Annotated in this window: 7 protein-coding genes; 5 read left to right on the top strand and 2 right to left on the bottom strand. The window is 70.2% G+C overall.

The window, feature by feature from the left end; genetic code table 11:
- Positions 1–89: 89 nt before the first annotated feature.
- The 4 genes from PV721_RS16330 to PV721_RS16315 all read left to right on the top strand — a co-directional run bounded on the left by PV721_RS16330 (position 90) and on the right by PV721_RS16315 (position 11965).
- A complete protein-coding gene (locus PV721_RS16330; RefSeq protein ID WP_319724740.1) occupies positions 90–1049 on the top strand; it encodes a magnesium and cobalt transport protein CorA in 960 nt (319 codons plus the stop codon).
- Positions 1050–1892: 843 nt separating this feature from the next.
- On the top strand, positions 1893–9413 hold the full coding sequence (locus tag PV721_RS16325; RefSeq protein WP_319724738.1) for a type I polyketide synthase: 7521 nt from the start codon (positions 1893–1895) through the stop codon (positions 9411–9413).
- 72 nt (positions 9414–9485) lie between these two features.
- Positions 9486–10277, top strand: a complete 792-nt coding sequence (locus tag PV721_RS16320) for a thioesterase II family protein (protein ID WP_319724736.1) — start codon at positions 9486–9488, stop codon at positions 10275–10277.
- Complete coding sequence (locus PV721_RS16315; protein WP_319724734.1) at positions 10274–11965, top strand: MFS transporter; 1692 nt, start codon at positions 10274–10276, stop codon at positions 11963–11965. Before PV721_RS16320 ends, PV721_RS16315 begins: the two co-directional genes overlap by 4 nt.
- Positions 11966–12817: 852 nt before the next feature.
- On the opposite strand, the gene PV721_RS16310 is transcribed toward PV721_RS16315, so the two are convergent.
- Positions 12818–13087: an SH3 domain-containing protein gene (locus tag PV721_RS16310; protein WP_319724732.1), complete on the bottom strand. Its 270-nt coding sequence runs from the start codon at positions 13085–13087 to the stop codon at positions 12818–12820.
- On the opposite strand from PV721_RS16310, the gene PV721_RS16305 reads away from it, so the two are divergent.
- Positions 13071–13337: a hypothetical protein gene (locus PV721_RS16305; protein WP_319724730.1), complete on the top strand. Its 267-nt coding sequence runs from the start codon at positions 13071–13073 to the stop codon at positions 13335–13337. The genes PV721_RS16310 and PV721_RS16305 overlap by 17 nt on opposite strands.
- On the opposite strand, the gene PV721_RS16300 is transcribed toward PV721_RS16305, so the two are convergent.
- Positions 13327–14283 carry a serine/threonine-protein kinase gene (locus tag PV721_RS16300; protein ID WP_319724728.1) on the bottom strand — a complete coding sequence of 319 codons (957 nt, stop codon included), beginning with the start codon at positions 14281–14283 and terminating at the stop codon, positions 13327–13329. The genes PV721_RS16305 and PV721_RS16300 overlap by 11 nt on opposite strands.
- Positions 14284–14394 lie beyond the last annotated feature (111 nt).

The following is a 14394-nucleotide window of genomic DNA, read 5'->3' as shown; positions in this document are numbered from 1 at the left end:
AATTTTTGATCGGGTTAAATTTGTGTAAGAGACGGTGCTGAGAAGCGGCAGGTCACCGCGACGGCCGCCGGGTCGCCTCCCCCGCCACCCTGGCCGACACCTTCCGGCTGCTGCGAGAGGAGTCGGACGGGATGGCCTGGATCGGCCTCCACCGACCCACGGAACCCGAACTCCATTCCCTGGCAGCCGAGTTCAACCTTCACGAACTCGCCGTCGAGGACGCCCTGGAAGCACACCAACGCCCCAAGCTGGAGCGTTACGGCGACACCCTCTTCGTCGTCCTGCGCGCCGCCCGCTACCTCGACGTCCAGGAGGAGGTCGACTTCAGCGAGCTCCACATCTTCGTCGGCCCGGATTTCCTGATCACGGTCCGCCACGGCGGCGCCCCGGACCTCTCCTCCGTCCGCCGCCGCATGGAGGAGAACCCCGAACTCCTCTCACTCGGCCCGGAGGCCGCCCTGTACGCCATCCTCGACGCGGTGGTCGACGGCTACGCCCCGGTCGTCGAGGGCGTCCAGACCGACATCGACGAGATCGAGACGGAGGTCTTCCGCGGCGACCCGGCGGTCTCCCGCCGCATCTACGAACTCTCCCGCGAAATGGTCGAGTTCCAACGCGCCACCCGCCCCCTGGTCGGCATGCTCCACAACCTGATGGCCGGCTTCGCGAAGTACGGCACGGACGAGGAACTCCAGCGCTACCTCCGCGACGTCGCCGACCACGTCACGCACACCAGCGAACGCGTGGACGGCTTCCGCCAGGCCCTCACCGAAATCCTGACGGTCAACGCCACCCTGGTCTCCCAACAACAGAACGCCGAAATGCGCGCCCTCGCCGAGGCCGGCTTCGAACAGAACGAGGAGATCAAGAAGATCTCCTCGTGGGCCGCCATCCTCTTCGCTCCGACCCTGGTCGGCACCATCTACGGCATGAACTTCGAAGCCATGCCAGAGCTACGCTGGGTGTTGGGATACCCCTTCGCCGTGGCCCTCATGGCAGTAGTTTGCCTGAGTCTGTACCTCATCTTCAAGCGTCGGGACTGGCTCTAGACCCAGCAACTGATGACGTCACCCGCGTACTTGATTGCATCTGCCCATAGAAAATCGGAAGCGGCGCGCTCTGGGGAGCGGCTGGGGAGAATACATCCCCACGAACTTGTCGTCCTGCACCCGCTGACCACTTTGCTGGAGCTGCCACGCCGCCACCCAGGCCGATTCCCGGGTGTCGCGCGCAGGTCGCACGTCATGCCCTGTGGCTGACTGCCACCCGCAGTCGGACAGCGCCTACCTCACCTTGCCGAACATCTGCAGCGAGTCCCGCTCCTGCGGCATAGGCAGAGCGCGGCGGGACGCGATCCGCGCGGGGCCCATGACAGCGGCCTTTCTCCGTGGGCGTTGCGTAGCCCGTCCCCATACCTGGATCGGGCTCACCGCCGCCTCTGTGGCGCGGTGGGCGTCGGCCTTGTCCGACGGTGGCCGGGCGGCGGCCGAGCGGACCCACGGCAGTCTCGTCGGCTCCGTGATGGACACGGACCGCCGCGGGCAGTCCACAAGCCGGGTCTTCGCCGAGCCTGCCGCCGGGCGGCGCGCGCCGCAGCTGGCCATCGTTCAGCGTCAGTGATCGGAAAGGGGGTGTGCCATTGCCCTTACGACCAGCGCGCACGCCCGCCGAACGGGTGAATGTCAGCGGTAGATCGGATCTGATTGGACATGTCGATCACGGTCGGGAGACGTTGGTGTGCGTCCGGCCTGCCCGTTGCCCCGCTGCTGGTTGCATCGAGATTCCGGCGGTTTGGGAATGCTCCCCTTCTGGCTCTGCGGAGGTTTGCTTTGTCAGCTGAGATCGATGTCTCGTGCCCAGGCTCGGTACCCGGGAGTCCGGCTGGAGACGCAGTGGCAGTGGTGGGGGTCGGTCTGCGCCTTCCAGGCGGGATCACATCCCTGGGTGGTCTGTGGACTGCTCTTGAAGAGGGCCGGGATCTGGTCGGTGAGGTCCCCGACGGCCGATTCGACACGGCGGCCTTCGTGGCCGCCGGCGCGGCACGGGCCGGCAAGTCCTACACCGCGGCCGGCGGATTACTCGACGACGTGGCGTCGTTCGATGCGGGGTACTTCGGGATCTCTCCCAAGGAGGCCTCGCGAATCGATCCTCAGCAGCGGCTGCTGCTGGAGTGCGCGGTCGAGGCGTTCGACGACGCCGCGATCGATCCGGCGAAGTTCGCAGGCAGTGACGCGGCAGTGGTGATGGGCGTTTCCTCGCACGACTACACGGACCTGCAGCAGCGACGGCCTCGCACGATCAGCCCGTACACGATGGGCGGTTCGGCGTCCTGCAACACCGCCAATCGCCTCTCCTACGTGTTCGACTTCCACGGCCCCTCGAACGCGGTGGACACCGCGTGTTCTTCCGCGCTGACGGCGGTGCACCAGGCGTGTGAGGCGCTGCGCTCGGGGCGCGCTCCGCTGGCTCTCGCGGGTGGGGTGAACGTCATTCTCAACCCTTACGGCTTCGCGGGGTTCTCGCAGGCTTCGATGTTGTCGCCCACGGGGCGGTGCCGGCCGTTCTCGGCGCAGGCGGACGGGTACGTCCGCTCCGAAGGCGCTGGTGTACTCCTGCTCAAGCCGTTGGCCGCGGCGCTCGCGGACGGGGACCGCGTCCATGCGGTGATCCTGGCGAGCGGGGTCAACGCGGACGGCCGCACCGCCGGGTTGACGTTGCCCAGCGCCCGGTCACAGGCTGCGTTGCTGGAGCGCGTGTACGTGACCGCGGGCATCGGCCCGGATGAGGTGGCGTACGTGGAGGCTCACGGCACGGGGACGCAGGTCGGCGATCCGATCGAATGCGAGTCCCTGGGAAGGGCGCTGGGCCGGGGGCGGCGAGCGACGGCGCCATTGCCGGTGGGGTCGGTGAAGTCCAACCTCGGGCATCTGGAAGCGGCGTCGGGCGTAGCGGGTCTCCTCAAGGGGCTGCTGGTCCTGCGGAAGCGGACGATTCCCGGAACGGTGCATGCCGTGCCGCCGAACCCGGCCATCGACTTCGCCTCTCTGGGGCTGGAGCCGGTGACCGAGCAACGGCCGCTGCACACGAGCGGCCGGGGCGTGGTGGGGGTGAACTCCTTCGGCTTCGGGGGTTCCAACGCTCACGTGGTCCTGGCCGAGGCGCCCGGTGCCGGGTCGGTCCGCTCATCGGATGGTCCACCGTCGATGTCGGATGGGCCGTCGTCGGCGAAGGACGCGGCCGGTGGTACGGGGCGTCTGCCGGTGGTGGTGTCCGCGCGGACACCCCAGGCGCTCGCAGCCGCAGCGCATGCGTGGGGTGAGCACTTCCAGGAAAAAGCGGAGCAACCCGGCGCGGAGCCCGCACATGCCTTCTACGACGCCGCGTTCACCGCCTGCCGCCGCCGGGCGGGGCAGGAACACCGGATCGCCGTGCTCGCCGACGGCCCCCAGCAGGTCGCGGCGGCGTTGCGGTCCGTCGCGGAGGGAAAGCCCGCGGCCGGGGCGGTTTCGGCGGCCTCGGTTTCCCTCGGCCGGGTGGGTTTCGTTTTCGACGGCAACGGGTCCCAGTGGGTGGGCATGGGCGCCGATCTGCTGAGCGGGGACCTCGCGTTCACGACCGAGGTCGCGGCGGTGGACGCGGAGTTGGCGCCGATGCTGGGCTGGTCGGTGCTGTCGGAGCTGGCCAGGGCACCGGACCCGTCGCGCTGGCACCGTACCGAGGTGGCACAGCCCCTGCTCTTCGCGGTGCAGGCCGGTGTCGTGGCCGCACTGGCCGCCCGCGGTGTCGAACCCGCGGCGGTCGTGGGCCACAGCGTGGGTGAGGTCGCAGCGGCCTACTGTTCGGGTGCGCTGAGCCGGTCCCAGGCATGTCGCGTGATCGCCGAGCGCAGCCGCGCCCAGGCGGCGACGGCGGGATCGGGCCGGATGGCGGCGGTCGGGCTCGGGGCGGACGCCGCGTGTGGGCGGCTGGCCGCCGAGGGCTACGGCGAACGCCTGGCCGTAGCCGGGGTCAACTCCGACCAGGACGTGACGATCGCCGGTGAGTCGACGGCGCTGGAGGAGTTCGGGGGCCGCCTGGACGACGAGGGCGTCTTCTTCCTGGATCTGGGCCTGGACTACGCCTTCCACAGCGCGGCCATGGACATCATCGAGGCCCCGCTGCGCGAGGCGTTGGCCGACGTGCGCCCGGGCAAGTGCCGGATCCCGCTGATCTCCACCGTTACCGGGGAGGCCCTGGCGGGCCCGGAGCTGAACGCCTCGTACTGGTGGCGCAACGTCCGAGAGCCGGTGCGCTTCGCCGAGGCCGTCGACGCTCTGACCGGTGCCGAGCACCAGTGCGATGTGCTCGTGGAGATCGGCCCGCACCCGGTACTGAGCACGTATCTGCGGCGGGCGGCGGCGAAGCGGACACAGCCGGTCGCCGTCGTGACGACGGTGTCGCGCTCGCTGCCGGGTCCGGCGGCGCTTGACGAGGCCTACGCGCGGTTGCTGGCCGTCGGTGCGCAGGTCGACTGGACGGTGGTCTTCCCACGGCAGGGAAGGGTGGCTGATCTGCCTGCATACCCCTGGCAGCGGGAGCGGCACTGGAACGGTCACCCGGACTGGTGGCTGGAGGACACCGCGCAGGCGGCGTCCCAGCGGGCGCAGCATCCACTCCTGGGTGCCCGGCAGCCGGTTGCCGATCCCGTCTGGCGCCGGCAGGTCGAAGCGAACTCCTTGACGTGGATGGGCGATCACGTGGTGTCGGGGGCGGTGGTGTGGCCCGCCGCCGGATACGTGGACATGGCCTTGGGTGCGGGGCGAGAGATCCTCGATGCCCCGATCGAGGTGACCGGCCTGCGTATCGGCCGGGCCCTGACGCTGCCGTTCGACGATCCGGACATGCGGGTCCAGCTGTCGACGAGCCTGGCCCCGGACGGGGTGCTCGTCGTCAGCAGCCGAAGCGGCGAGCAGGGCGACTGGAACGAACACGCCCGCGGCCGGGTCCGGCGCCTGCTGCGCGACCGGCCGCCGGCCCTGGACCCTGGCCTGGTCGGAGCCCGTCTGTCCGAGGCGGTGTCCGTGGACGAGCACTACGCCGCCTGCGCGCGGGCCGGCCTGCCCTACGGGCCAGCGTTCCGGCCCCTGGCCGCGCTGCGCACCGGGCCCGGGGAGGTGCTGGCCGCGTACAGGTGCACGATCGAGCCCTCGCCCGGGCATCAGGCCCACCCCACCCTGCTGGACGGTGCCCTCCAGGCGGGCATGCCGCTCATCGCCGCCCTCGGCGGGGATGCCTGCCCGTTCCTGCCCGCCTCGATCGAGACGGTGCGCGCCTGGCAGCCGATGTCCGAGACCGGGCTGGTGCATGTCCGGGCCCGGACGGCGACCGCGACGCAGGAGGTCGTGTGGGACATCACGGTCAGCGACACCGACGGGGTGGTCACGCTGGAGGTCCTGGGCTGCAAGCTCCGCCGCTTCGAGGCGGGCCGTCCGCCGCGACCCCAGAGGCTGACGGAGGTACTGCGTGCCGCACCGTTGCCCGGCGAGGCGGTCCGCCCGGTACCGTTGCCGTCTCCCCAGGAGGTATTCGCCACCTGTGAGGAGAACCTGGGCGCGCTCGCCGCCGGGTGGTCCGCAGGGCCGTACGGTGCCTTCCGCACGGACCTGCTGCGGATGGTGGCGCACTTCGTCGGCGCCGCCGTACGCGAACTCCTGCCCGAGACCGACGTCGTGACGGTGGAGTCGCTGCTTGCGGCAGGTGCCGATGCCAAGTGCACTCGGCTGCTGCACCATCTGCTGGGCACGGCAGTCGAGCACGGTGTCCTGGCCGCTGAGGGGACCGATCGCTGGCGCCTGACGGGGGAACCCGCCCCGCAGGAGCTGTTCGACGCGCTGTTGAAGGATTACCCGGGCTGGGCCGTCATGGCGCAGACGTACGGTCTCTGCGGACAGCACTTGAGCGGGGTCCTTCGGCGGACCACCAGTCCTCTGGAGTTGCTGTTCTCCGACACCGACGCCTTGGCCGCGCGTTTCTACGACGGCGTCGCCATGGGCCATCAGGGCCGAAGCTGCGAAACGCTCATGGCGGGCATCGTGGAACGCTGGCCGCGCGATCGACCGCTGCGCATCCTTGAAGTGGGCGCAGGTACCGGAGCCACCACGGCCGCGCTGGTGCCGCACCTGCCACCCGAGCGCACCCGCTACACCTTCACCGACATCTCGCCCGCCTTCTTCGCACAGGCCAAGCATCGGCTGTCCCGCTACGACTTCGTCGACTACCGGGCCCTGGATCTGGATGCCGACCCTGCCGGCCAGGGATTCGCGGAATCCTCCTTCGACATCGTGGTCGCATCCAACGTCCTGCACGCCACGAAGGACCTGAAGGACGCTCTGCGCCGCGTCGCGGGCCTGCTGGCCGACGGCGGACACCTGCTCGCGCTGGAGTACCACGACAACAGCCTGCTCGCACCGGTCTTCGGTCTGCTGGACTCGTTCTGGGAGGCGACCGACGACGAGCTGCGTCCCGCAGGGCCGCTGTTGGCGCGCGATGAGTGGGAGTCCGTCCTGCGCGACTGCGGATTCTCCGCCACCGCGCAGAGCGGACCGGCATCACCTGCCTCGCTCAGCGACAACTCGGTCATCCTCGCTGCCCGCCGGCCTCGCTCCCACGACATCGATCCGGGTGACGTCCCGGAGGCGGCCGCGCACGACACCGGGTCCCGCACATGGCTGGTGGGCGAGCTGCCGCGAAACAGCCGTACGCAGACCCCGATGACAGGTTCCATGGTTGCCGCCCTGCGTGAGCACGGCCACGGCGTTGCAGTCCGTGCCGTTTCCGTCGAGGACACCGTCGAGTCGTGGACGGCACTGCTGTGCGGCGAGCAGTCTCCGACCGACGTCGTCCTGATCGCCGAAGCCGTCGAAGCCGACGAAGCCAGGTCGGCGACCGAGAAGACCGAGACGGCGGTGCGCCATCTGGCGGTGCTGGGGGCAATCGGTGCCGCCTGCGAGCGGCGGCCGGACCCCGCCGATCTCACTGTGTGGGTGGTCAGCTGTGACCCCGACGCCGTCGTGTCCACGCCACCCGTGCCCGAATCCGCCGCGGTGTGGGGCGCAGCCCGCACCCTGGCGAACGAGCACCAGGAGCTGACCGTCCGCCGGATCGCCCTCGCCGGAGTACGGGACGCCGAAAATCGAAAACTGCTGGCTGAACGCGCAACGCGGGAAATGGTGCTGCGACCGGAGGAGGACGAGGTTCTCCTCACGCCGGCGGGCCGGTTCGTGACGGTGGTCAGGCCGCTGGACCCGCCACAAGGCTTCAGCGGCGCCGATGGCTTCACGCTCACTTTGAACTCGCCGGGACTGCACTACCGGCTGGGCTGGCGCCCCGCCGACATTCCCCGCCCGCGGGCGGGCGAGGTCGTGGTCGCCGTCGGAGCGGCCGCGTTGAACTACAAAGACGTCATGATCGCGACCGGGCAGGTTCCGGCCGCTTCGACCGGCCGGCCGGACAGCGCCGGTATCGGCTTCGAATGCGCCGGAGTGATCACCGCGGTGGGCCCTGGGGTCACCGCCTTCGCCCCGGGCGACCGCGTCGCAGCGATGGGGGAAGGCTGCTTCGGTTCACACGCGGTGGTCCACGCCGACCGCGCCATGACCCTGCCTGCCGACATGACGTTCGCCGAGGGCGCCACGCTGCTGCTGGTCGGCCTGACCGTCGAATACAGTCTCGGGCACCTGGCGCGACTCGCCGCGGGCGAGACGCTCCTGGTACACGGCGCGGCGGGCGGAGTCGGCCTGGCCGCCCTCCAGTACGCCCGCCGGGTAGGAGCACATGTCATCGCGACCGCGGGAACCCCCGTGAAGCGCGATCTGCTGCGACTCCTGGGCGTCGAACACGTCCTGGACTCGCGCCGACTGCACTTCGCCGAACAGGTCAAGGACCTCACCGCCGGACAGGGCGTCGACGTGGTCCTCAACTCCCTCGCCGGCGAAGCACTTGTCCGCAGCGTGGGCGTGCTCAAACCGCACGGCAGGTTCCTGGAGCTGGGCAGGCGCGACTTCCTGATGGACAGTCGGCTTCCGCTGGCCCCCTTCGTGCACAACCTCGCGTTCTTCGGCGTCGACCTGACGACCATGGTCGGAGGGACGTCAGCCGTCCTGGACACCGCCTTGGCGGCTCTCGCCGCCGCCGTGCACGACGGCACGTATCACCCGCTGCCCTTCCGCACCTACCCGGCCCGGCGCATCGAGGAGGCGTTCACGAGCCTCCAGCACTCCCGGCACACCGGCAAGATCGTGATCACGTTCGAGGAGGGTGTACAGGTCCAGAACCCGCTGACCGGGCCCGACCTGGACTCCACGGCCACGTACCTGGTCACCGGCGGCCTCGGCGGGTTCGGTGCCGCCACCGCACGCCACCTCGCCGCCCGCGGCGCGCGTCACCTCACCCTTCTCAGCCGCAGCGGCACCGAGGCCCCCGAAGCCGCCTCACTCCTGGCGGACCTCCGCGATGACGGAACCGACGTCACCGCCTACGCGGCGGATGTCACCGACGAAGCCGCCCTGCGACGCGTCCTCGACGACATCGGCGCTTCCGGACGCCGATTGGCCGGTGTCGTCCACGCGGCCATGGTTCTCGACGACGCGCCGCTGGCCGGATTGTCGAACGAGCGCCTGCGTACGGTCCTGGGCCCCAAGATGACCGGTGGCCTGCTCCTGGACACACTCACCCGCGACCGCTCCCTGGACTTCTTCGTCGTCTACAGCTCCGTGGCTGCCCTGATCGGCAACATCCGACAAGCCCCCTATGTGTCCGGCAACATGGTCCTGGAGGCGCTGGTCCGCGACCGTCACCGGGCCGGCGTACCGGCCCTGGCCGTCCAGTGGGGCGCCATCGGCGACTCCGGGTACGTGCACCGATCCGGACGAAACGACGAGATGGCCGCACTGGGGCTCAATGAGCTGACCTGCGCAGACGCCCTCACGGAACTGGATCGACTGCTGGTCCATCCGGACGCCCGGGTCGTCACCGTCGGTCACTTCGACTGGGACCGGCTGGGGCGTCTCACGCCCCACCTGGCAGTACCGCGCACCGCCGGGCTGCTCCGCGAAAGGGACGAAACCGGATTCGCGGACCGGATGCGGATCGCATTCGGCGACGCCACTCCCGCACAGGCCGCGAAGCTGGTCGAGAAGAAACTCTCCGAGCTCTTGGCGGGCGTCCTGCAGACCACCCCGGAACGCATCGACCGCGACCGACGTCTGGACCTGCTGGGCGTGGACTCGTTGATGGCCTTGGAATTCACCGCCGTGGTGAGCCGCGACCTCGGCTGTGAACTCCCCGTGGTGGAAGTGACCGGAGCCGCGCATCTGTCGGAGATCGCCCAACGCGTCCTCACCCGCCTGGGCTACCGGGCGGTCGCGAACGACTGACCGCCGCCCGGGTGCGACGCCGAACCCTGCGCCGCACCCGGGCCCGACGCAAAGCTGAGAGGACACCATCTCGTGGCATCGCCCATCGGCCACTCCCCGCCCGGCCGGCTTTCACTCGTCGCGATCACTCGTCGGCCCGCCGCGGCTCTGCGCTTGGTGTGCGTACCACCCGCGGGTCTGGGTCCCGGCTTCTACCGAACCTGGGCCGAGCACCTCCCCGAGACGGTGGATCTGTTCGCCCTGCAGTTGCCGGGCCGCGGAGCTCTCGCCGAGCAGCTGTGCCTGACCGACCCGCACCAGGTCGCCGACCGGTTGGCCGAGGTGATCCAGGAAGCGGACGACCGGCGACCGTTCGCCCTGTTCGGGCACTGTGTCGGAGCCCTGCTTGCCTACGCGACCGCCCGCGCCCTGCGTCGCAGGCACCACTGCGGTCCCCTGCTCCTCGCGCTCTCCGCGTGGCCCGCCCCGCACCTCGACGCGCCCATCGCACAGCTCGCCCGGGTCATGCTCGCCGGTCGCGCACGCTTGGCCGACCTCTACGGCCCCATCCCGGAGGAACTCCTGGCCGATCCCCGCGCCATGGCCACGGCGTACACACCGTTCCTCGCGGACATGCTGATGGCACTGCAGTACCGCCAGTACGACGAACCGCCCCTGGACCTGCCGCTCTCCGTATACGGCGCCCGCGACGACGCCGTCTTCCCCCCGGAGTGCCTGCGCACCTGGAGCGACCTGTCGGCTCAGCCGGTCACACCGCGCATTTTCCCCGGCTCCCACGCCTACCCCCGCGACCAGGCACGCGAGTTGACCGACCGGCTCGGTAAGGACCTCGTCGCCGCCAGGCGATACGCAACCCAGCCGTGAACCAGACCACGACACGGCAATCGGGTTACCTTCGACGCTGGGCGGCGACGCTGACCGTGTGCCTGGGCCTGTTCCTCCTGGGCATCGACATGACCATGCTCAATGTCGCCGTCCCCGATCTGCAGGCTGATCTCCAGCCGTCGATGGCCCAGATCCAGTGGATCGTCGACGGCTATGCCCTCGTCCTGGGCGGCACCGTCCTGACGGCCGGTGCACTGACCGACCGCATCGGACGCCGGCGCGCCTTCGTCATCGGACTGGCACTGTGTGCTGGAGCGTCACTGCTGGGCGCCCTCGCCCGGACACCGGAGCAGGTCATCGCGGCGCGCGGCGGCATGGGCGCGGGAGCGGCCCTGCTGATGCCCGCCACCTTGTCGACCATCCACAACCTCTTTCCCGAACCGCAGCTGCGCCGGCGGGCCATCGCGGTATGGACGGCGGTTCTCGGCGCGGGCGGTCTCACCGGACCCGTGATCGGCGGTTGGCTCGTCGAGCACTTCTCCTGGCGCGCCGGCTTCTGGATCAACCTGCCCATCACCGCCGTCACGGTCGTGCTCGCTGTGCTGGTGGTGCCCGAGTCGCGCGGATCGGGCAAACCCATCGACGTGCCCGGCGCCCTCACGTCCGCCGCCGGATTGCTGTCCCTGGTATGGGCCTTCATCGAGGCCCCGACGCGCGGCTGGACCGGAACCCCCGTCCTGGCGGCCTTCGGTGCTGCCGGCCTCCTGCTCGCGGCGTTCACCGCCCGACAGGCCACTGCCCGGCATCCGATGCTGCCGCTCTCCCTGTTGCGCCGTCCCTCCGTGATGGTGGGGGCCGCGGTCCTGGCCCTCATGTCGTTCTCCCTGTTCGGAGCCCTGTTCATCACCACCCTCTACCTGCAAGGGGTACTGGGCTACACGCCCTGGCAGGCAGGGCTGCGAACCCTGGCTCTCCCGGCCGGACTCGTGATCGGGGCCGTGGGCACCCTGCCACTCGCAGCCCGGTGGGGCAACCGGTTCCCGATCGTGGCAGGGCTGATCGTCGCGACGGCCGCCTTCGCCTTCCTCGCCACCACGACCGCCAACTCCGCGTACGGCCACCTCGTCGTCTTCCAGACGGTCGCGGGCGTGGGGGCGGGGCTGTCCGCAGCGGCCGCGACGGAGACCGTCATGGGAGCAACCCCGGGCGACCAGGCCGGACTCGGCTCAGCCGTCAACGACGCCACACGTCAGATCGGCTCGGCCCTGGGCGTAGCCCTACAAGGATCCCTCCTCGTGACGATCCACAGCCATCGCATGGCCGACCACCTCGCCGGTACCGACGTGCCCGCATCTCTGGCCCAGACCGTCGCCCACCAAGGCCTCATGCCGATCGCCACCACCCCCACACTGCCGGAGTCCCTGCGCGAGCAACTCTTCGCAGCAGCACGCGAATCTTTTGTCGCCGGCCTGACCGGCACGGCCCTCCTGGCCGGCGCGGCAACTCTCTTCGCTGCCGTGGCCGCCATGTTCCTCCTGCCCTCCCAGACGTGTCGGGCTCTTCCCACCGCTGCCCCTCACGCCCCTCCGCGAGGCCTGGGGCGGTCCTCGGGGCTGTGCCGCCCCCACAGACGGACGCGAAATGAGGGCGGACGGATCCCGCCGGATTCGACCACTGCAGTCGTCGTGTCAGGGGGCGCACAGCATCCACCCGAGATGAGGCGCTGACCCACCCCATTGCTTTTCTCCGAGCCGCTCTCGCCGCGGCGGAACAGCCGGGAAGCTCTCTACGGATTCGCCGGCGCGCGCTTCTACGTCGCTGAGGTGTCGGGGTCCGACCAGCCAGACCACGTCCGCAACGCCCCACGGACGGCGACGAACTGCCTGGCGCATAATGGCCTGCCCCGGCTCCTCCTCCACGTTGAGTAGTCGGTCCCGCCACCCGGACCGAGCCCTCCAACCAGCGGCGATGGCCTCTCGGAGGCGGCCACGGCTGGGGAGAACCTGGGGAGAACGAAGCCCCGTTGGGGCGCGGCTGGGGAGAATAGATCGCCACGAACTTGTCGTCCTGCACCGGCTGACCACCATGTCCGCGAGGACCGCTTCCGCGGCTGCCGGTCGGCGGGCCCCACGCAGCGGTCCACGCGCGCTTCGGGGAGGGCTTCGCCTGCGACGACGAGCAGACGGAGGCGGCCTACGCCAGCGCCTACTGCATCCCCACGCGCCGCAAAGGCGGCCGCAGCCACGTCACGACGCGCCGCTGCGCCGCCACAACCGCCTTTACCGCACCCGAGATCCTCCGCCCAGTACGTGTCCGGCCCCAACGAAGCCAGTGGCTCTTCCGGTTCGCTACGGCGGCCCAGCACCCCTCGCTCCAGGCCGCTGCACAAGCCGTCGGGATCAGGCCGGGCACGCCTTACTCACAGGTACGTCGTCGTTCAAAGGATGCCGACAGATGGAGCCCCCGCGCCGGGCCCGACTGATGCGTCCTCCGGGCACGGCCGTCATGGAAGCGGTCTCGGCCACGGAGGTCGGCGGCCCAGTGACCTCGACAGCTCCGAGATCCCCGACAGAGTCAAGCTAGCAGCGGGCCAGTGTGCCGCTCTCCCGGGTGAGGTGGGTGCTGGACATCCAGCCTTCGGTGTTCGTGCCCTCGGCACGGGCGTAGATCCACTTGTTGCCATGGGCGTTGGTGATGTAGCAGTGGTAATAGACCTTCACGCCGGTCTTGACCACGGACACGTAGCTGCACTCCGCGTACGGCCCGGTGTAGAGGTGGGAGTTGTCGAGCAGGTAGCCGTAGCCGTTGCTGCGGTTCTCGTGACTCCAGCCGGTGCAGGCCGTCGACACCGGGGTGGGCTCCTTCACCGTGGAACTGGGCTTGCTCTCCGGAGAGGCGGACGGGCTCGCGGCCGGCTTGGCACCGTTGTTGCCGGGCGTCGTCGTGGGACCCGTCTTGTTCGCCGAGGGAGACGGCTTCGAGGAGGCGCCCGGAGCAACGGAGGACGACGGGCCGCTGCTCGCCGGGGAACTCACGGCGGGCGGCGTCGCCTGCGCACCGTTCGCGGTCGTGCCGCCCTCTTGGCCGGTCAGGGCGTAGGTGATGCCGCCGCCTGCGGCGAGGAGGACGACGGCGGCCGCTGATGCGATGAGGGTGCGGCTGCGGCCGCGTGCGCCACGGGCTGCGGTGCGACGGCGGCCGCAGCCCCGGGAACCACCATGGGTGTGGGGGCCGGGCCCTCGGACACCGTCCGGCCCGAGGCGACGCGCTCCAGCATGCCGCGCGCCTGGTCTGCGGTGGGCCGGTCCTCCGCTTCCTTCGCCATCAGCGCCTGGAGCACCGGCGCGAGTGGTCCAGCCCGGCGGGGCTCCGGCAATGGATCCGTGACGATGGCCGACAACGTGGACCAAGCGGAAGTGCGACGGAACGGCGAAGTGCCCTCCACGGCCGCATAGAGCGTCATGCCGAGCGACCAGATGTCCGACGCGGGCCCGGGCTCCACGCCCTTCGCGCGCTCCGGCGGCAGATAGTCGAGGGATCCGACGATTTGACCGTTGCGGGTCAGCTTGGCCATGGCGTCGTCGTCGGAGGCTTCCATGGTGGCGATGCCGAAATCGGTGAGAACGACCCTCCCGCCGTGCTCCATCAGCACGTTGGCGGGCTTGACGTCCCGGTGCAGTACGCCGACCCGGTGCGCGGCGTCGAGCGCTTCCATCAGCTTGGCGCCGATCGCCGCGGCCTCGTGCGGCTCCAGCGGGCCGCGCTCCGTCAACACGTCGTCGAGCGAGGGCCCGTCGACGAATTCCATGACGATGACCGGCAGGCCCTGCTCCTCGGTCACGTCGTGCACGGTGACCACACCGCTGTGCCGGATGCGGGCGGCGGCCTGCGCCTCCCGCTGCATCCGGGTCCGCAGATCGGCAAGTTCGGACGCGGAGGCGTCGGTGAAGGCTCGCAGGACCTTGACGGCGACCTCTCGGTTCAGCAGTTCGTCCACCGCCCGGGCGACCACTCCCATACCGCCGCGCCCGACCACGGAGGTCACCCGGTAACGCCCCCCGAGTACCTTGCCTATCAGTCCTCCGTCATTCGCTTCCCCCGCCTTCACCGCACGCCCCGTTCCATCGCTTCCATCGCTGTTCGTCGTCCATCAACC

It is taken from the genome of Streptomyces sp. MB09-01 (assembly GCF_033794505.1).
Lineage (GTDB): Bacteria > Actinomycetota > Actinomycetes > Streptomycetales > Streptomycetaceae > Streptomyces.
This window is presented reverse-complemented; position numbering and strand designations above follow the sequence as displayed.